This is a genomic window from Pseudomonas svalbardensis (assembly GCF_030053115.1).
GTDB lineage: Bacteria > Pseudomonadota > Gammaproteobacteria > Pseudomonadales > Pseudomonadaceae > Aquipseudomonas > Aquipseudomonas svalbardensis.
Genome location: NZ_CP125619.1, coordinates 1,619,565 through 1,636,963, shown reverse-complemented (window position 1 = coordinate 1,636,963; position 17,399 = coordinate 1,619,565). Strand labels below are relative to the sequence as shown.

The 17,399-nt window shown below is 58.7% G+C and carries 15 protein-coding genes and 2 pseudogenes; 9 read left to right on the top strand and 8 right to left on the bottom strand.

What is annotated here, in order from left to right; all coding sequences use genetic code 11:
* Positions 1-58: 58 nt before the first annotated feature.
* The 3 genes from QFX16_RS07400 to QFX16_RS07390 all read right to left on the bottom strand — a co-directional run bounded on the left by QFX16_RS07400 (position 59) and on the right by QFX16_RS07390 (position 4,008).
* A complete protein-coding gene (locus QFX16_RS07400) occupies positions 59-721 on the bottom strand; it encodes a class I SAM-dependent methyltransferase (RefSeq protein WP_283183413.1) in 663 nt (220 codons plus the stop codon).
* A 75-nt stretch (positions 722-796) separates the two neighbouring features.
* On the bottom strand, positions 797-2,446 hold the full coding sequence (locus tag QFX16_RS07395; RefSeq protein WP_283183412.1) for a phosphoethanolamine transferase: 1,650 nt from the start codon (positions 2,444-2,446) through the stop codon (positions 797-799).
* A 179-nt stretch (positions 2,447-2,625) separates the two neighbouring features.
* Positions 2,626-4,008 (bottom strand): glutamine synthetase family protein, encoded by a 1,383-nt coding sequence (locus tag QFX16_RS07390; RefSeq protein ID WP_283183411.1) that lies wholly within the window; start codon positions 4,006-4,008, stop codon positions 2,626-2,628.
* A 405-nt stretch (positions 4,009-4,413) separates the two neighbouring features.
* Here QFX16_RS07390 and QFX16_RS07385 point away from each other — a divergent pair, with 405 nt between their 5' ends.
* The 3 genes from QFX16_RS07385 to QFX16_RS07375 all read left to right on the top strand — a co-directional run bounded on the left by QFX16_RS07385 (position 4,414) and on the right by QFX16_RS07375 (position 7,600).
* The gene (locus QFX16_RS07385; protein ID WP_283183410.1) at positions 4,414-5,598 is read left to right on the top strand and encodes a cyanate transporter; all 1,185 of its coding nucleotides are present in this window, start codon (positions 4,414-4,416) and stop codon (positions 5,596-5,598) included.
* Positions 5,599-5,614: 16 nt separating this feature from the next.
* Positions 5,615-6,532: a DMT family transporter gene (locus tag QFX16_RS07380; RefSeq protein WP_283183409.1), complete on the top strand. Its 918-nt coding sequence runs from the start codon at positions 5,615-5,617 to the stop codon at positions 6,530-6,532.
* A gap of 132 nt (positions 6,533-6,664) precedes the next feature.
* A complete protein-coding gene (locus tag QFX16_RS07375) occupies positions 6,665-7,600 on the top strand; it encodes a LysR family transcriptional regulator (RefSeq protein ID WP_283183408.1) in 936 nt (311 codons plus the stop codon).
* A gap of 3 nt (positions 7,601-7,603) precedes the next feature.
* On the opposite strand, the gene QFX16_RS07370 is transcribed toward QFX16_RS07375, so the two are convergent.
* On the bottom strand, positions 7,604-7,969 hold the full coding sequence (locus tag QFX16_RS07370) for a 5-carboxymethyl-2-hydroxymuconate Delta-isomerase (protein ID WP_283183407.1): 366 nt from the start codon (positions 7,967-7,969) through the stop codon (positions 7,604-7,606).
* Positions 7,970-8,023: 54 nt separating this feature from the next.
* Positions 8,024-8,950, bottom strand: a complete 927-nt coding sequence (locus QFX16_RS07365; protein WP_283183406.1) for a LysR substrate-binding domain-containing protein — start codon at positions 8,948-8,950, stop codon at positions 8,024-8,026.
* A gap of 233 nt (positions 8,951-9,183) precedes the next feature.
* Here QFX16_RS07365 and QFX16_RS07360 point away from each other — a divergent pair, with 233 nt between their 5' ends.
* Entirely contained in the window at positions 9,184-9,390 is a 207-nt protein-coding gene (locus tag QFX16_RS07360) for a hypothetical protein (RefSeq protein ID WP_283183405.1), read from the top strand.
* A gap of 53 nt (positions 9,391-9,443) precedes the next feature.
* Here the strand turns inward: QFX16_RS07360 and QFX16_RS07355 are convergent, their stop codons facing one another.
* A complete protein-coding gene (locus QFX16_RS07355) occupies positions 9,444-9,635 on the bottom strand; it encodes a YegP family protein (protein WP_283183404.1) in 192 nt (63 codons plus the stop codon).
* A 240-nt stretch (positions 9,636-9,875) separates the two neighbouring features.
* Positions 9,876-10,202, bottom strand: a complete 327-nt coding sequence (locus tag QFX16_RS07350; RefSeq protein WP_283183403.1) for a hypothetical protein — start codon at positions 10,200-10,202, stop codon at positions 9,876-9,878.
* A 228-nt stretch (positions 10,203-10,430) separates the two neighbouring features.
* Here QFX16_RS07350 and QFX16_RS29680 point away from each other — a divergent pair.
* Positions 10,431-10,559: pseudogene (locus QFX16_RS29680) on the top strand (IS3 family transposase); the annotation flags it as partial.
* Here QFX16_RS29680 and QFX16_RS07345 read toward each other — a convergent pair.
* A pseudogene (locus QFX16_RS07345) lies at positions 10,553-10,759 on the bottom strand (LysR family transcriptional regulator); the annotation flags it as partial. The pseudogenes QFX16_RS29680 and QFX16_RS07345 sit on opposite strands and share 7 nt — an antisense overlap.
* Before the next feature lie 241 nt (positions 10,760-11,000).
* Here QFX16_RS07345 and QFX16_RS07340 point away from each other — a divergent pair.
* The 4 genes from QFX16_RS07340 to QFX16_RS07325 all read left to right on the top strand — a co-directional run bounded on the left by QFX16_RS07340 (position 11,001) and on the right by QFX16_RS07325 (position 17,388).
* Positions 11,001-11,660, top strand: a complete 660-nt coding sequence (locus QFX16_RS07340; RefSeq protein ID WP_283183402.1) for a DsbA family oxidoreductase — start codon at positions 11,001-11,003, stop codon at positions 11,658-11,660.
* A 1-nt stretch (position 11,661) separates the two neighbouring features.
* On the top strand, positions 11,662-12,777 hold the full coding sequence (locus QFX16_RS07335; RefSeq protein ID WP_283183401.1) for an efflux RND transporter periplasmic adaptor subunit: 1,116 nt from the start codon (positions 11,662-11,664) through the stop codon (positions 12,775-12,777).
* 46 nt (positions 12,778-12,823) lie between these two features.
* Positions 12,824-15,910, top strand: a complete 3,087-nt coding sequence (locus QFX16_RS07330) for a MexW/MexI family multidrug efflux RND transporter permease subunit (RefSeq protein ID WP_283183400.1) — start codon at positions 12,824-12,826, stop codon at positions 15,908-15,910.
* A gap of 89 nt (positions 15,911-15,999) precedes the next feature.
* Positions 16,000-17,388 (top strand): TolC family outer membrane protein, encoded by a 1,389-nt coding sequence (locus QFX16_RS07325; RefSeq protein ID WP_283183399.1) that lies wholly within the window; start codon positions 16,000-16,002, stop codon positions 17,386-17,388.
* The last annotated feature ends 11 nt before the right edge of the window (positions 17,389-17,399 follow it).

Genomic DNA, 17,399 nt, shown 5'->3' with positions numbered 1-17,399 from the left:
AACAAGAGCTTTAGCGAAAATGCCTGCCAAACAGCAAGAAATGTCTGACAAGCGGAGACTAGCCGGCCTTACGCAGTACGTAGACGCGCATCCGCGCACAGCCGGGCAGGAAGTCCTGATGACTGAGCAAGCGCAAACCTGCGCGCTGGAACTCGGCTTCCACGTCGGCCTTGCTGGCCAACGGTCGGGCCGGAACGCCCTGTGCATCCGTGCGCCGGCCTTTGAAATGAGCATCGACCCGTACCGCCACAATCACCGTATCGCGACTGACCCGATGGAACTCCTTAAGCATGGCCAGGCGATGGTCGGGGCTGGTGAGGTGTTGAAACAGCTGCATGCAAAAAATGCAGTCAACCGCATTCGCCGACAAGCCGATGGTGAACGCTGAACTCTGAAAGGTCTTGACCCGTTTCAGCAGGTTCTGCGGATGATGGGTGCGGGCATGATCGAGTATGTCCTGCGACGGGTCGGCCGCGAGGATCACCCGGTTGGCATGCTCGGCCAGTACCGGCCAGAAGCGCCCGACACCACAAGCCAAATCGAGAACCAGGCCCGGCTCGCCGGCAACCTTGAGCGCGTTGCGCACCAGTTGCTCGTCACGCCAGAACGTCAACCGCCCGGCCAGGCCACGCGGTCGCGGCTGAAGACAGACGCGGGCGTGCTCCTGATCGTAGCGCCGGGCGATCTCAAGCTCGATGGCGGATGGGGGCTGAGCGGACATGTGCAATGGTTCTCGGGGGGAAACTCTAACCGGCCGCAGGTTAGCGGCCGGTGCGTGAAAAAAAGGTTGAAGCACTCACTCTTTGGCCAACACACCGTCGATCACCGCACCGCGACATCCGGCGAACATATCCAGGTCCTGGTTGTAGACCTTGCTCTTGACCTCCAGCAAACCGAGCATCGAATGGAACAGGTTGTCCTGGCTCAAGGGTTTTTCGCGACTCAGTTGCAGGCAATGGGTGTCCACCGAGAACGACTTTTGATAGCTGTCGGAAAACCAGGCCAGCATCGCGACATGCTTTTGTTGTTCCGGCGCCAACATGTAAGGCGTGCCATGGAGGAACAAGTTGTACTCGCCCAGGGATTCGCCGTGGTCCGACAGATAGAGCATCGCGGTGTCGACTTTGTCCTGATTGTTACGCAACAAATCGATCAGGGTGGACAGCACGTGATCGGTATACACCAGGGTGTTGTCGTAGCCATTGACGATACTTTCGCGACTGCAATTGTTCAGCGCGTTACTTTCACAAACCGGGGTGAAGCGCTCGTATTCTTTCGGGTAGCGCTTGAAGTATTCCGGACCGTGACTGCCCATCTGGTGCAACACCAGTACCGTGTCTTTATCCAGGGTATCGATGAAGTGCTGCAAACCCTGCAGCAGGATTTCATCGCGGCATTCGCTATTGGCGCACAGCACCGGGTCTTTCAGGTTACTGACGTCGTCGAGGGTGACCCGATCGCAAGTGCCTTTGCAACCCGATTGGTTATCGCGCCAGATCACCTCGAGACCCGCGCGTTTGAGTACGTCCAGCAGGCCTTCCTGGTTCTTTGCCTTGCTGGCGTTGTAATCCTTACGGCCCATGTCGGAGAACATGCACGGCACCGACACCGCTGTTTCCGTCCCGCAGGAATGCACGTCGGTGAACGCGATCAGGCCAGCCTCTTTATCCAGTTTGGGTGTGGTGTCACGGTCATACCCCAGGATGCCGAAGTTCTCGGCCCGGGCACTTTCGCCCACCACCAGCACGGTCAGGGATTTGCGGCCATGGGTTTGCCAGGCGGGATTTCGCTGGGCATCTTCACCCAGCGTGACAAAGGGTTGCCGCGCAGACGCGACCTGCTCACGCAGATAGCCGGCCGAGGCGCCAATGTAGTTGCTCGGCACCACCATCAGGCGCAACTCATGGTGATTTCGAAACAATGAAGACAAGCCTTGATAGTTAACCAGTGCGACACCACCGATCACAGCAACTGATGCGACACACACGAGAACTTTACTGAATAGTTCACGGTGCCAGCGACGGTAACTAACCGGCGTCCTCCACAACAAACAGGACGGCAAAATACCGAGCAAAACAATATAAACAAGCAACTTAATCGAGAGTAAGTCACGCACTTCCGTCGCATTGGTTTGCGCAAAATTACGCAACATCCCGGTGTCAATCAAAACACCATATTGGCTCATGAAATACGCCACCCCGGCGCTGATCATAAAGATCAGGGTCAAGACCGGTTTGAGTACAGGCCGGAACGCCAGCAGGGTCAGCACGATGTTGAAGGCAGCCAGAATCATCAAGCCGAAAGCCACGCGCATGACGATGCCCTGACCGTCAGATGCCGTGATTTCAAACAGGTGTTGCCAGAGAACGAGATTGAAGCCCGTTAATAGAAAGGTGCTGGCAATCAGTGTCACCCACTCGGGGCCCACGGCTTTAATCTTCAACATGATGATCGGCTGTTCCTGAAAAGAAGTGCCTTCGGCAAATGTGAAAATTTCATTTACCGAGACAGCACTAACTTTAGGCAGCCAACCATCAATTTTTTGTGAAAAAGAAGCCAACGATTAGTTGGCTCGTGGCACTAGGCCAAAACTTTTAACTTATTTGAGAATGGTTCAGGCTCTGTTCAGGCTTGATTCAAATACCAACGCCAGTCCTGTTCGCCGACCTCGCCCATGAACTGTCGATATTCGGCACGTTTTACCGCCAGGTACACGCCGAGGAACTCACCGCCGAACGCCTCCCGAGCCCAGCTTGAACCTTCCAGCGCCCGCAACGTGGTCAGCCAGTCAGTCGGCAACAGCTCCGTGGCCTGAGCATAGCCATTGCCCTCCACCGGCGCGCCAGGATCGAGTTGTTCACGAATTCCGCGATGGATCCCGGCCAGAATCGCCGCAGCCGCCAGATACGGGTTGGCGTCGGCGCCACAGATGCGGTGTTCGATATGCCGGGAAAACGCCGGCCCGCCGGGTACGCGCAAGCTCACGGTGCGGTTGTCCACCCCCCAGGTGGGTGCCAGCGGCGCATAGCTGTTGGTCTGGAAGCGACGGTAAGAGTTGGCGTTCGGACAAAACAGCAGCAATGAATCGAGCAACGTACTGAGCATCCCGCCGACGGCCTGTTTGAGCAACGGCGTACCTTCCGGGGCTTCGCTGGCGAACAGGTTGTTGCCCTCCTTGTCCGCCAGGCTGACGTGCATGTGCATGCCAGTGCCCGCCAGGTCATCGAACGGTTTGGCCATGAAGCACGCCGTCATCCCGTGCTTGTGCGCCACGCCCTTGACCAGTCGTTTGTAGCGCACCGCTTCGTCCATCGCCTGCAAGGCGTCGGTGCGGTGTTCGAGGGTAATTTCCACTTGCCCCGGCGCGTATTCGGAGATCGCCGTGCGCGCCGGAATGCCCTGGAGTTTGCAGGCGCTATAAAGATCGGCCAGAAACGGCTCGATCTGTTCCAGTTCACGCAATCCGTAGACCTGAGTCCCTCGCGGCCGCCCGCCATCGACATCCCGCGCCGGTTGCGGCCGACCGTTGCTGTCGCGCTGCTGATCCAGCAGGTAGAACTCCAGCTCCGCCGCCATCACCGGGTAATAACCGTCGGCCTGCAAGCCCTCGATGACTTTCGCCAGCAGATGCCGTGGATCGGCAATCGTCGCGGGCATGCCCTCCTTCGGGTGCATGCTGACCTGCACCGCCGCCGTAGGAATCAGCCGCCACGGCATGCGCGTCAAACTGCCGCTGATCGGGTACGCCCGGCAGTCGATATCGCCAACGTCCCAGACCAGGCCGGAGTTTTCGACGTCATCGCCGTTGATGGTCAGGCCAAGAATGGTGCTCGGCAATGGCCGCCCGCTTTCGTACACCGCCAGCAGTTCATCGCGGTGCAGCAACTTGCCCCGCGGTACGCCGTTGTTATCGAGGATGAACAACTCGAACATCTCGATATCCGGGTTCTGTTCCAGAAAAGTCAGGGCTTCTTGCTTGGAGGCGAAAGATGTCGTGGCAACACTCATGGGAATTCTCTTATTTCCGCGTCAGGCAAACGCACAGGCGTCGCCGCTTTGATCCCGGCGCATAGCGCGGGACCTGTAAGAACAATCAACGGGAAATGCTGGAATCCGGTGGGCGCGCGTGACGGCAGTGCCACAGCGCCCAAAAGGCTAATTCGGAGGGAAGTGCGACGGGACAACCGTCCATAGAAAAAACCACAGAGAACAGATGACCAGCAGCGTCACACGGGAGGTTAAGTCGTTAAATCGGGATTTGAAGAACTTTGGTTGCGGACTCGCTAAACATTGTTCGCGCCTTTCAGCTTCACACCGCTGTATTTAATTTCTAAATACTGCTCCGGACTTTCTGATTTGCGGCCTGCAGACCTCGCGCGCCTAATCGGCTCCTTGTCATTCAAGGTCCGATAGATGGAAAACGTTCGCGCAACCTCTCGCCCCGCCCTTTGGCTAATGTTCAGCATCATTCTTGTTGCCCTGAACCTGCGGCCTTCCATGGCCGCCGTCGGTCCTTTGCTGTCGGCGATTCGCGGCGACATTGCACTGAGTTTCAGCCTAGCCTCGCTGTTGACCATGCTGCCAGTAATGGCAATGGGGCTGGCGATGTTCTTTGGTCTGGGCGTCAGCCAACGAATCGGCGAACAACGCACCGTGGTGCTCTCGCTGCTGATCATCGGCGTGGCCACGGTGTCGCGGTTATTCCTCGAATCGGCGGCCGAACTGATCCTCAGCGCCGTGCTGGCGGGTATCGGTATCGCGCTGATCCAGGCGTTGATGCCAGCGCTGATCAAATCCCGCTTCAGCGACAACGTTTCCGTGTGCATGGGGCTCTACGTCACGTCGATCATGGGCGGAGCAGCAATTGCAGCGTCGTTTGCGCCGCTGGTGATGATCCGCACCGGCAGCTGGCGCGTGGGCCTGGCGATCTGGGCGGCACTGGCGCTGGTAGCGCTGCTGGTTTGGTGCATGCAACGTGAACGGATGCCGGCGCAGCCTGCTCAAGCGCAACGCAATGGGTCCTTCTTCGGCAATTCCCGCGCCTGGCTGCTCGCCATTTTCTTCGGCCTGGGCACGGCGTCCTACACCTGTGTGCTGGCCTGGCTGGCGCCGTACTACGTGGAAAAGGGTTGGAGCGAACAAAACGCCGGGTTGCTGCTGGGTTTCTTGACCGCCATGGAAGTGTTGTCCGGCCTGCTGACACCCGCCATCGCCAACCGCAGCCGTGACCGGCGCGTGGTGCTGGTGGTGTTGCTGGCGCTGATCATGGCCGGTTTCTGCGGGCTTATTCTCAGCCCGCAATACCTGAGTCTGTTGTGGCCCTGCCTGTTGGGGCTCGGCATCGGCGGACTGTTCCCGATGAGCCTGATCGTGTCCCTGGATCATCTGGACAATCCCCAGCGTGCCGGCGGCCTGACCGCGTTCGTGCAAGGCATCGGCTACCTGATCGCCGGTCTCTCGCCGCTGATTGCCGGGTTGATCCGCGACCAACTCGGCAGCTTCGAATGGGCCTGGTGGTCACTGACCGGCGTTATGGCATTGATGATCCTGATGGTCTTGCGCTTCGATCCGCGGCATTACGCCCAACACATTCGCTGACCCAGGAACCCACATCATGAAACACACCGGTTTCGCCACCGCTCACGTCGGCATGCTGCTCTGGGCACTGTTGATCGCTGCATCGTTTTCTGCGGCAGCACAGGTCAGCCAGGCCATCGACCCGATCCTGCTGACCGGTTTACGCCTGCTGTTCTGCGCCCTGGTGTTTTTGCCGCTGTTGCTGTTCAAGGGCGATACCGCCATGACCGCCTGCGGACTGTTCGGCCATGCCGCGCTCGGCTTGCTGCTGGCGGTGTATTTCGGCTCGCTGTTCGAGGCACTGCGCTACACCTCGGCCATCAATACCGGAACGATGTTCACCTTGGTGCCACTACTGACATTGCTGTTCGAAGCCGTATTGATGCCTGACAGCAACCTGAAACAGCGGGTGCTGCCGATGCTGATTGCCGCTGCCGGGGCCGTGTTGCTGGTTTTGAAAGGCGCAGGCCCTGATGAGCTGCCTTCGCTATATGCAGTGTCGGTGTATGGCGTCGGTTGCCTGGCGATGGCGCTCTACTCGCCCCTGAGTCAACGGCTCAAGGCCAGCAGCCTCAAGGGGCGCGACCCGGTGGGGATGACTTTCTGGAACATGCTGTTCGGCGCACTGTTTCTGCTGGCATTCTGTGGGTTCAGCGGCGGCTGGCGATCGGCGTCATTGCTGACCGTGAGCGATTTCTGGTGGCTGATTTACCTGGCGGTGTTCGCCACGCTGGCGACCTTCTGGCTGCTGCATCGGGCCATCGGCCTCATCGCCCCTTCCTCGGTCATTTCCTACATTTACCTGAGCACGCTGTTTCTCACATTGTTTCACTGGTTCTGGTTACGTCAGTCACCACTGCCGCTGGAAATCATCGGCGCGCTGCTGGTGGGAGTCGGTATGTGGGCACTGCTGATGTCCAGTCGCCGCGCGGTGCCTGCAGCCATTCAGGGCTGAAGGCCTCTGGAACTGCCCCACAACTTTCCATGAAAACTCCTACAGGGCATTCTCCTGGCACCATCGTTCCGTTAGGATCACTCGTACAAGTTTGCGCACAGTCAGCGCAAGGAGCACAGCGAGACGAAACGGATGTTGAACAGTAACTTGCTTAGAAAGCTCGATATGCAGGACCTCATGGTATTTATCGCCGTGTATGAGCAAAGCAGCGTCAGCGGTGTATCCGAGGCGCTCTGCGTCAGCCAGTCCACCGTGAGTTACTGCCTGAAAAAGCTGCGCACCAGTTTCGAAGACGAACTGTTCATCAATACCCGCGCCGGTATGCGCCCCACCTACAAAGCCAGCACCATGTACGCCCACGTGCTGAAGATCCTCGAAAGCATCAACCTGTGTCACGCCGGTGCGCCCGCATTCGACCCCACCCTGCAACCAGTCACCTTCAATATCTGTGCACCGGAATACTTCGAGCAGTTGATCCTGCCACGTCTATTGAAAAGCTTCGATTTCGCTGACCTGCCGGTGATGGTCAACATGCACAAGTTTGAAACCGACATCCCGGCCGAAGAACTGCGCGACGGCAGCCTCGACCTGGTAATTTGCTTCAGCCCGAACTTTCATCGCATTCACGGCGATTTCAAATCCCGGATGTTGCTGGAGGACGACCTGGTCTGTGTCTTCGATAAACGTGCCACACCACCGGAGCCGCGTTTAAGCCTGCAAGCCTTCGTCGAACGCCGGCACGTGTTCCCGACACCCTGGACGTCCACCACCAACATGGTCGACGGCTGGCTGGCGCAGCAGGCGCAAAAACGGCAGATCGTCGCGCGTTCCAACAGCTACAGCGCGGCACTGAAGATGATCACCGGCACCGACTTCATCCTGACTCTGCCTCGGCGTATCCAGCAATTGCTGGCCAACGAGGCGATCTTCAATCATTGCGAAGCGCCCAACGGCTTGCCGGGTTTCAGCCTCGACATGCAGTGGAGCCAGAATGTCGATCAGGACAGCGCCAACACCTGGCTGCGCGAGCAAGTGGTCAAGGCCTGCACCGAGCAGGAAATGGCCTGAAACTCAGTGGCTGATGGCGATCTTGGTGTAGGACTCTCGATCGATGTCGAGGATTTCCACGGCCAGTTGGACTTCAATGTCCGTCGGCCATTCATACAGCTCCTGCACCACAGCCAGCAAACTTTCGGACAACTGCTTCTTGATCTGCGGTGAGCGACCGCTCAACAGTGCCAGTTTCACATGCACAAAGGCTCGCTCAGCTAACACCGTGCCGACCTTGAACGTCTCAACCTTCACCGCTCGGCTCTTGATGTCGTATTCAGCAGCAAACTGACCGGAAGCCACCAACGCATTGTTGAGCCGGATCAACGCCACGTCGGCGTTGAGCTCGGGCAGGTTGGCGGTGTATTCCATGTGCAGGTGAGGCATGACAGAGCTCCTGAATGTGGGCAGAAAGGTCGTACATATAACACAGCACTGCCCTCACTCGGGCAGTGCTAACACCGCGCGTTCACTCATGAACGCCTCCAGCCTCGACCTCAACCAGCGCTCGGCAGGGTCGGTATCGACATGACTGAGCCAGACCATGGACAGATCCAGGGTCGGCGTCTTGAACGGGAATGGTTCCTTGAACAACTGGCCGGACGCGGCCATCGCTTCGGCGGCGTAGTCCGGCAGACTGGCGATCAGATCGGTCCCGGCTAGCAAGGCCGGTAGCGAGCTGTATTGCGGCACGGAAAGGACGACTTGGCGCGTACGACCAATCTCCGCCAGCCACTCATCGGCGTAACCACTGACATTGGCGGTGTGGGAAACCAGCACGTGCGGTCGCGCGCAATACTCATCGAGCGTCAGCATTGTGTCCGATGCGTCCGCGCGCAAAATGCAGGGCAGGATGTGCCGCAACAACTTGCGCTTGGCGTTGGCCGGCAGCCCGCGAGTCTGGCTGATACCAACGGTGATATCGCCGGACGCCAGCAAATCCGGGATCCGCCAGTAATCGACATGCTGCACCACGAACACCACCTTCGGTGCTTCATGGCGCAAGGCTCGCAGCAACGGCGGCAGCAGGCCAAACTCGACATCGTCCGACAGCCCGATACGAAAGGTCATGGTGCTGCTGGCGGGGTCGAAATCATGGGTCAGGCTCAACGCCACCGACAACGAATCCAGCGCCGGAGACAGGTGCAGAATAATCTCCTCGGCCCGCGCCGTTGGCTCCATACGATGCCCGACACGTATGAACAGCGGGTCATTGAACATCGTGCGCAAGCGATTGAGCGCCGAACTGATGGTCGGCTGGCCGAGAAACAATTTCTCCGCCACCCGGGTTACGTTGCGTTCGAGCATCAGCGTTTCAAACACCACCATTAGGTTGATGTCGGCCTTGCGTAGTTCGTTACGATTCATCCACTGACCCCGCTCCCAAATCTGCTGACCGTTTAGGCAGGTGTCGCAATCGGCGTCTATGCGACTCAAGCACATTACGTTTAACGCAAATGCAGACACCTGACCAATCCTACATCCCGTTCCTGATTTCGTTGCTCGTATGGCGGGACTCGCTAGCGCCTCTAAGCTCAGCAACGTTTGGGGCAAAACGGCCCTGGCCATCGAAAACCATTTGAACTCAAGGGAGCCTACCAATGGCTAGAGATAAAGCGAAAGACGACAAACACTTCAACTGCACCCAGGACCATGAAGCCGACTACGTCGCCGGACTTTACCCTCACGCAAAGGAAGAGGTTAAAACGTTCCTGGCATCGGCCTGCAAGGATAAATCCCTGCACAACTCCACCCACAAGGATGTCTACGACCTGATCAAACGAAAACTGGGCCACTCACAACCGTAAGACCGCCCGTTGAAACGAAGCTGCTCTGACCGAGCAGCTTCACCGCCTGAAGCCTAGATTTCCTTGACCGGCGTCTGATCGTGGGTCCCTTTGATCAAGCTGATGGCATGCACACAATCAGCCTTGTTGACGTAAGCCTCCCCGCTGGCAATCGTTTCATGGTTTCCCGCCCTCAAACGCCACCGCCATTGACCTTTGCCAGTCTGTGCGATGCCACGGGTTTGCCTGTAAATCTCAAAATACATTGCTCGCTCCTTGCGATTGCTGATGACGGCAGATCAGTGACCTGCGAAACCAGAGTAGATGAGGATTTTTTGAGGCAACGGGTTTCAATGTCAGGGGATATTTCGGAGAAATACCCTTGATTCGCGGGGCGGCCAATGGATACGGGGGGTGGTAAATAGAGTGACTTGGTTGAGTAGGTTTTCCTAGAAACTGGCTTAATTTTCTTACGCTGTAGCGTTACCTGTTCCGACGTCAGCTGACTAACTTTTCTGCTGAGTTGAATCGTCAGCTGACAAGGCCAGAGGCTGTTCCGGCATTAGCGCTGGATCTTCCTCAAGTGGTGCTGCCGTGGTGGCGACTGGGTCAGGACGGGGTAAAACCCCCCGTACAACCCTATCAATCAGTGAAAGGATTCCATAGGTGATGAAGCCGAAGATAAGCCCGACAACCACAATGCTCAAAGGATGTAGCTGCGCTGCGTCGGGGCTTTCCAACATGTAGCGAAAAGCCTCAACAGCAACGGTCAGGCAGGCCGCAAATGCTGCCACCAGCTTCACAAACACCCAAAGCCGTCGCCACCTGTTCATGCACTCCTCCGTCATCCGGTGATTTGCTCTGTTCTCATGATAGCTAATGACCTGGATGCATCTTACTTTCTGAATCAGTCTGCGCTGCGCTGACAGCTTATCAAGATGAAAAACTAAAACCCCAGAAACGAAAAAGCCCCGTAACTTTTCAGCTACTGGGCTTTTTCTAGGTAATTGTCTCGTCCCGAATAAGGTTTACACCTTCTGACTTCTTATCAGGAAGGTGCAATGGATACGGGCGAAAAACGCAGTCAGCGGGATTACACGCTGACTTTTAAATTGTCGGTCGTCGATCAGGTCGAAAAAGGCGAGTTGAGTTATAAAGAGGCTCAACGGCGTTATGGAATTCAGGCCCGCGTCGTCGGCTCCATGCGGCGGCCGACCCGGATAAACAGCGGATCCTCGAACATCGCACGCAAACGGTTGAGTGCCGAGCTGATGGTCGGTTGCCCGAGAAACAGCTTCTCCGCCACTCGCGTCACGTTGCGTTCGAGCATCAACGTCTCGAACACCACCATCAGATTGATGTCGGCCTTACGCAGCTCATTGCGATTCATCAGCGGCTCCCGGTCCCCAAGACTGACGACAGTTTATGAAGCTGTGGGGAACGCCGCCCTTAAACGCCAGCGCCATTGGCCCTTCCCGGTAAGCGGAGTGCCTCGCGACTGCCTGTCTACTACGACAGCTATCCGCCCGATGATGAACACCATGGGTGGATATACCTCAAAAAAGTCGCTTTTTTGTTCATCACCCGCCAAGGGATAGTCCTGCCATCTCATTGATTTCAGGAAATCCCCCATGTCGCCTCTAAAAGTTGAATATTTTCATGATGTTGTGTGTGGCTGGTGCTTTGTACTGGGCCCTCGTTTGAAAGCGTTGAGCGAAGAGTTCGATCTGGATATCCAGCATCGCAGTTTCGTCCTGCAATCGAACAACGCGCAGATGATCCAGCGTTTCGGTTCGATGCCCAAGGCCAAGGAAGTGATCCTCCAGCACTGGGAACAGTGCGCAAAAGCCGAAGAGGTCAAGCGCATCAATATCGAAGGCATGCGCCAACAGGATTTTGAATACCCCTCGGGCCTGCTGGCCGCCAAAGCCTGTCAGACCGCCCAGTCCCTGGCCGGGCCCAAGGCCCACGAACTGATGTTTGACCGCCTGCAGCACGCCCATCTGGTGGAGAGCCGCAACATCGGCAGCCTGCAGACCATCCTCGAAGTGGCCGAGGAGCAAGGCTTCACCGCGGAACACTTCGCCCAGTACCTGGAACAGCACGCGCTGAGTGACCTGGAAAACGACCTCGCCCGAGGCCAGGCCCTGAACATCAGCTCGGTGCCGAGCCTCGTGGTCGAAGGACTGTGGGTGATACCGGGGGCTCTGTCGCTGGACATGCTGCGCGGCAACTTCACACAAATCCAGCAAGCCACTGCCGATAACCTACCGATTGTCGAGGACAACTGAGATGAAAATGACTTATTGGCTCAGCGGCGGCACTGCGCTGGCAGTGGCTATCGGGATTGCCGCCTTCACCCCGCTGTTGGCCAGCGGCAAAGCCGACAAGCCTGCCGCATCAGTGGCCGCGCTGACTCCGGTGGCCGTGGCCAGCGTGATCTCCGGCCCTATCCCGGTGGAGCTTTCCGGCGTCGGCACCCTCGAAGCGGTGAATCAAGTCCAGGTCTCGCCGGAAGTCGGCGGGCGGATCGTGCAACTGAACTTCACCTCCGGCAAAAGCGTCAGCGCCGGCCAGGTGCTGATCAAGCTCAATGATGAACCCGAGCAGGGTGACATGAGCAAGCTACAGGCCCAGGCCAAGAACGCCCGGCTGGCCCTGGAGCGCACCCGCAAAGTCTTGCTGCTGGCCTCCACGCAATCGCAACTGGATCAGGCTCAGGCCAATTATGACCAGGTGCGCGGGGATATCGCCGGCGTCCAGGCAGTGATCAACCAGAAGACCATCCGCGCACCGTTCGCCGGGGTCCTGGGTATTCGCCGGGCCAACCTGGGCCAGTACCTCAACCCCGGTGATCCGGTAGTGACCCTGACCGACCTCTCGCGCCTGTTCGTCAACTTCCCGATGCCGGAACAGACCGCGGCCCAGTTGCAGCCTGGCCAAGAGGTCCATTTGCGCGTCGACGCCTACCCGGACCGGTTGTTCAAGGCCACCGTCAGCACCCTCGAACAGCAGATCGATCCAGGCGCCCGCTCCATGCAGGTCCAGGCCACGCTGGACAATCCTGACCTATTGCTCAAACCGGGGATGTTCGCCGACGTCACGATTTCACTGCCCAACCCGACCACCGCCCTGACCGTGCCGGAAACCGCGATCAACTACACCGCCTACGGCAACTCGGTGTTTGTGGTGCGCGACAATGGCGGCCAACTGAAGGTCGAGCAGGTGTTCGTCAAGGTCGGCCCCCGTCATCGCGATCGCATCGTCGTACTTGATGCGATCAAACCCGGTGAGCGCGTGGTGATTTCCGGCCAGATCAAGCTGAGCAATGGCATGCCGGTGCGCATCACCGAGGATGCCATGGCCCAGAACAATGGCCCGCTCCTGGATATGGCGCAAAAGCAATGAAGCGTTCCCTTCGCCAACGAGCAACAGAAGAAGGCTCTGTTCCGGTATGAAATTCACCGACCTGTTTATTCGTCGCCCCGTGCTGACGCTGGTGGTCAGCGCGCTGATCGTGATGCTCGGCGTTCTGGCGCTGCTCAATCTGCCGATACGCCAGTATCCGGCACTGGAAAGCGCAACCATCACCGTCACCACCAACTATCCCGGCGCCCGCTCCTCGCTGATGCAGGGGTTCGTCACCCAACCGATTTCCCAGGCGGTGGCCTCGGTCGACGGGGTCGATTACCTGACGTCCAGTTCGACTCAGGGCAAGAGCCTGATCAGCATCCGCCTGAAACTCAACGCCGACTCCAACAAGGCGCTGACGGAAATCATGGCGGCGGTCAATCAGGTGAAGTACCGCCTGCCCGAAGGCGCCTATGACTCGGTGATCGCCAAATCCTCCGGCGAAGGCACAGCGGTGATCTACATCGGTTTCTCCAGCAAGGATATCGGCCTGCCGGCCATTACCGATTACCTGTCGCGGGTGATCCAGCCGTTGTATTCCTCCATCGACGGAGTCGCCAATGCCGAAGTGCTTGGCGGTCAAACCCTGGCGATGCGCCTGTGGCTGGACCCGGTGCGCATGGCGGCGCGTAATATTTCCGCCAGCGACGTGGCCGAGGCGATCCGCAAGAACAACTTCCAGGCAGCCCCCGGCCAGACCAAGGGCGCATACGTTTCGGCCAACATCAACATCAACACCGATCTGACCAGCGTCGAGCAGTTTCGACAGCTGGTGATCAAGAGCAAGGGCGACACGCTGATCCGTCTGAGTGACATCGGCACTGCCGAGCTGGGCGCCACCGCCTATGAAACCAGCGGCATCATGGACGGTGAGAAAAGCGTCTTCATCGGCCTGCACCCGACGCCGAGCGGCAACCCGCTGACCATAGTCAAAGGGGTCGAGGACATGATGCCTCAAGTGCAGAAAACTCTGCCGCCGGGCATGACCATGAACATCGTTTTCGAGGTCGCGCGCTTTATCAAGGCGTCCATCGACGAAGTGATGCGCACCTTGCTGGAAGCAGTGGTCATCGTTGCCGTGGTGATTTTCCTGTTCCTCGGTTCGATGCGCACGGTACTGATTCCACTGGTGACGATTCCGCTGTCGCTGGTCGGCGCCGCGGCGATGATGAGCCTGTTCGGCTTCAGCATTAACCTGCTGACCCTGTTGTCGATGGTGCTGGCGATCGGGCTGGTGGTGGACGACGCCATTGTGGTGGTGGAGAACGTCCACCGACATATCGAGTCAGGCAAGTCACCGCTGCATGCGGCGATGGTGGGAGCACGGGAAATCAGTGGTCCGGTGATCGCCATGACCATCACCCTCGCGGCGGTTTACGCACCCATCGGCCTGATGGGCGGCCTCACGGGCGCACTGTTCAAAGAGTTCGCCTTTACCCTCGCGGGGGCGGTGATCGTCTCCGGGATCGTTGCCTTGACACTGTCGCCGCTGATGAGCTCGTTGCTGCTCACCAGCAAGTCCAACGAAGGCGTGATGGCCCGTGGCGCGGAACGGTTCTTCCACTGGCTGGGCGACAAGTACGGCCGGGTGCTGGACTTCTCGTTGCACCATTCGTGGATCACCGCTGTGATTGCCGTGCTGGTGTTCGCCAGCCTGCCATTTCTCTACCTCAACGCCCAGCGTGAACTCGCCCCCGGCGAAGACCAGGCACAAGTGCTGGCGGTGGCCAAGGCCCCGCAGTACGCCAACATCGACTACACCGAAACCTACTCGCGCAAACTCGACACCTTGCTGGGCACCTACCCGGAAACCGACATGACCTGGGTCGTGGTCGGCAACGACGGACCACGTAGCGCATTCGGCGGCGCCAACCTCAGCGAATGGGACAAACGCACCCGCAGCGCCGACACCATTCAGGCCCAGGTGCAGCAGGAAGCGAACGAGATCGAAGGCATGAGCATCTTTGCCTTCCAACTGCCCTCATTACCGGGTTCCACCGGTGGCCTGCCGGTGCAGATGGTGATTCAGAGCTCCCAGGATCACCGCGTGGTGTTCGAAGAACTGGAACGCATCAAGCAAGCGGCGCGCGCTAGCGGACTGTTCGCTGTGGTCGACAGCGATCTGGACTTCAACAGCCCGCTGGTCAACATCAAGATCGACCGCACCAAGGCCAACGATCTGGGCATCAGCATGCAGGCGATCGGTGATTCACTGGCGGTGCTGGTGGGCGAAAACTACATCAACCGCTTCGCCCTCAATGGTCGGGCCTACGATGTGATCCCGCAGGTGCCGCGCAACCAGCGCATGTCCGGCGAACTGCTGGTGGGCCAATACGTCGAGGCGGCCAACGGCGCGCACATTCCACTGTCGACACTGGTCAGTTTCGAGATGGCGGTGGAAGCGAACAAGCTGACCCAGTTCAACCAGCTGAACTCGGCCACCCTGCAAGCCGTTCCGGCGCCCGGTGTCAGCATCGGCGATGCGGTGAAATTCCTGACCGCGCAAGCCCAGACATTGCCTGCCGGCTTTACCCATGACTGGCTGTCAGATGCCCGCCAGTTCGTTCAGGAAGGCAGTGCGTTGATGATCACCTTCGCCTTCGCGATTCTGGTGATCTACCTGGTACTGGCAGCGCAATTCGAGAGCCTGCGCGACCCGTTGGTGATTCTGATCAGTGTGCCGTTGTCGATCTGCGGCGCGTTGATTCCGCTGTACCTGGGCTACGCCACCGTCAATATCTATACCCAGATCGGGTTGGTGACGCTAATCGGTCTGATCAGCAAGCACGGGATCCTGATGGTCGAGTTCGCCAACGAACTGCAACAGAGCCAGCAACTCGACCGGCGCACAGCCATCGAGCAGGCGGCGCTTATCCGTTTGCGGCCGATTCTGATGACCACCGCCGCCATGGTGGTGGGGCTGATCCCACTGCTGCTGGCCAGCGGTGCGGGTGCCCACAGCCGATTCAGCCTGGGTCTGGTGATTGTGGTCGGGATGCTGGTGGGCACGCTGTTCACGCTGTTCATCCTGCCCACCGTTTATACCTACCTGGCCAAGGATCACCGAGCCGCTCAGCACTCGGCCCGCAATCAAGAACTCAGCCAGGTCAGTAACGCCCTGACGAACTGATTCCGCCCCCAACTGTTTTCATCTCGCCACCTGCCGCAGAACCCGTACCGGGTTCTGCGGGACAGGCTGGCCGAAAAAGAGTACCTGTCATGTTCAGATTGTCTTTGATAACCCTGCTGATCTTCGCCACCCAGGCCAACGCCGTTGAAACGTCCCCACGCAGCACACTGATGTCGGTGTACAGCCAGGTCGTGGAACACAACAGCGAAATAGCCGCCGCTCAGGAAGACTACTTCGCCCGCCGCGAAGCTGTGCCCCAGGCACGGGCCGACCTGTTGCCACAGATAGACCTGCAAGCCCTGAACGGCAGCACCCGGACCAACCTGCATGATGTCGACACACGCAACGGCAGCCTGTACCGCGTGACCTTGAACCAGCCGCTGTTCGATGCCGCACACTGGTTCAACCTCAAGTCTGCCCACGCCCTGAGCGAACAGGCTCAACTGGACTTCTCCACTGTCCAGCAAGAGCTGGTACTCAAGACCGCCCAGAGCTATTTCGACACGCTGCTGGCCGAAGACACCCTGGCCGCCACCAAAGCCGAACTGCGCGCTTTCGAGCGTCAGTTGAACCAGACCCGGCAACGCTACGACGCCGGCCTCTCGGACCAGAATGATGTGCTTTCGGCGCAGGCCAGCTACGACCGCTCCCATGCCAGCGTGATCAATGCCCAGCGCCTGACCGACGATGCTTACCAGGCGCTGAATCGCCTGACCGGCCAGCCTCAGGCACCCTTGATCGGCATCCGCCATACCCTCCCTGTCGAGCCACCGGTGCCTAACGAAGCCCAGTCCTGGGTTGACCAGGCGCTGACGCAAAACCTGCGCCTGCGTGCCAGTCAGGTGAGAACCCAGGCGGCACAGGAAAACCTGCGCAGCAAAAAGGCCGAACACTTACCTACCTTGGGATTGCAATTGGGGTATGCCGAGGGTGACGCCGATGTGATGGACAACCCACCTGCCTTCGGCCAGCGCGGCGGTAATGAGAAACAGAGCTCAGTGCTGCTGAACTTCAAGCTGCCGCTGTACAGCGGTGGACGCACCAGCTCTCGGGTTCGCGAGGCTTATCACCGTTTCGACGAAAGCGAATACGACCAGACCAGCCTGCAACGGGAGGTGGTCGAGGCCTCACGCAATGCCTTTCGTTCGGTCAACAGCGAGCGCGAACAGGTGCGCGCCTTGCGCCAGACCATCATCTCCAGCCAAGGCGCGTTACACGCGACGGAAGTCGGCTATGAAGTGGGTAACCGCAACATCGTCGACATCCTGTCCGCCCAGCGTGATCTGTACAACGCGGTACGCGAATACAACCTGGCTCGCTACAGCTACATCCTCAGCGGCCTGCGCCTGAAGCTTGCAGCCGGAACCTTGAGCCCCGCTGACCTGCAAAGTCTGGCGCAGTACCTGAAACCCGATTACGACCCCGACAAGGACTTCCTGCCGGCAGACCTGGCGCAACAAGACGCCAAGACACTCTGAGGAAAGCTCGA

What these genes read in the sequence shown, in the direction of transcription:
- QFX16_RS07365 (WP_283183406.1), bottom strand. Translation starts at nt 8,950, where the DNA reads ATGAATCGTAACGAACTACGCAAGGCCGACATCAACCTAATGGTGGTG.
- QFX16_RS07400 (WP_283183413.1), bottom strand. Translation starts at nt 721, where the DNA reads ATGTCCGCTCAGCCCCCATCCGCCATCGAGCTTGAGATCGCCCGGCGC.
- QFX16_RS07350 (WP_283183403.1), bottom strand. Translation starts at nt 10,202, where the DNA reads ATGAACAGGTGGCGACGGCTTTGGGTGTTTGTGAAGCTGGTGGCAGCA.
- QFX16_RS07380 (WP_283183409.1), top strand. Translation starts at nt 5,615, where the DNA reads ATGAAACACACCGGTTTCGCCACCGCTCACGTCGGCATGCTGCTCTGG.
- QFX16_RS07390 (WP_283183411.1), bottom strand. Translation starts at nt 4,008, where the DNA reads ATGAGTGTTGCCACGACATCTTTCGCCTCCAAGCAAGAAGCCCTGACT.
- QFX16_RS07360 (WP_283183405.1), top strand. Translation starts at nt 9,184, where the DNA reads ATGGCTAGAGATAAAGCGAAAGACGACAAACACTTCAACTGCACCCAG.
- QFX16_RS07325 (WP_283183399.1), top strand. Translation starts at nt 16,000, where the DNA reads ATGTTCAGATTGTCTTTGATAACCCTGCTGATCTTCGCCACCCAGGCC.
- QFX16_RS07385 (WP_283183410.1), top strand. Translation starts at nt 4,414, where the DNA reads ATGGAAAACGTTCGCGCAACCTCTCGCCCCGCCCTTTGGCTAATGTTC.
- QFX16_RS07370 (WP_283183407.1), bottom strand. Translation starts at nt 7,969, where the DNA reads ATGCCTCACCTGCACATGGAATACACCGCCAACCTGCCCGAGCTCAAC.
- QFX16_RS07335 (WP_283183401.1), top strand. Translation starts at nt 11,662, where the DNA reads ATGAAAATGACTTATTGGCTCAGCGGCGGCACTGCGCTGGCAGTGGCT.
- QFX16_RS07395 (WP_283183412.1), bottom strand. Translation starts at nt 2,446, where the DNA reads ATGTTGAAGATTAAAGCCGTGGGCCCCGAGTGGGTGACACTGATTGCC.
- QFX16_RS07340 (WP_283183402.1), top strand. Translation starts at nt 11,001, where the DNA reads ATGTCGCCTCTAAAAGTTGAATATTTTCATGATGTTGTGTGTGGCTGG.
- QFX16_RS07355 (WP_283183404.1), bottom strand. Translation starts at nt 9,635, where the DNA reads ATGTATTTTGAGATTTACAGGCAAACCCGTGGCATCGCACAGACTGGC.
- QFX16_RS07375 (WP_283183408.1), top strand. Translation starts at nt 6,665, where the DNA reads ATGTTGAACAGTAACTTGCTTAGAAAGCTCGATATGCAGGACCTCATG.
- QFX16_RS07330 (WP_283183400.1), top strand. Translation starts at nt 12,824, where the DNA reads ATGAAATTCACCGACCTGTTTATTCGTCGCCCCGTGCTGACGCTGGTG.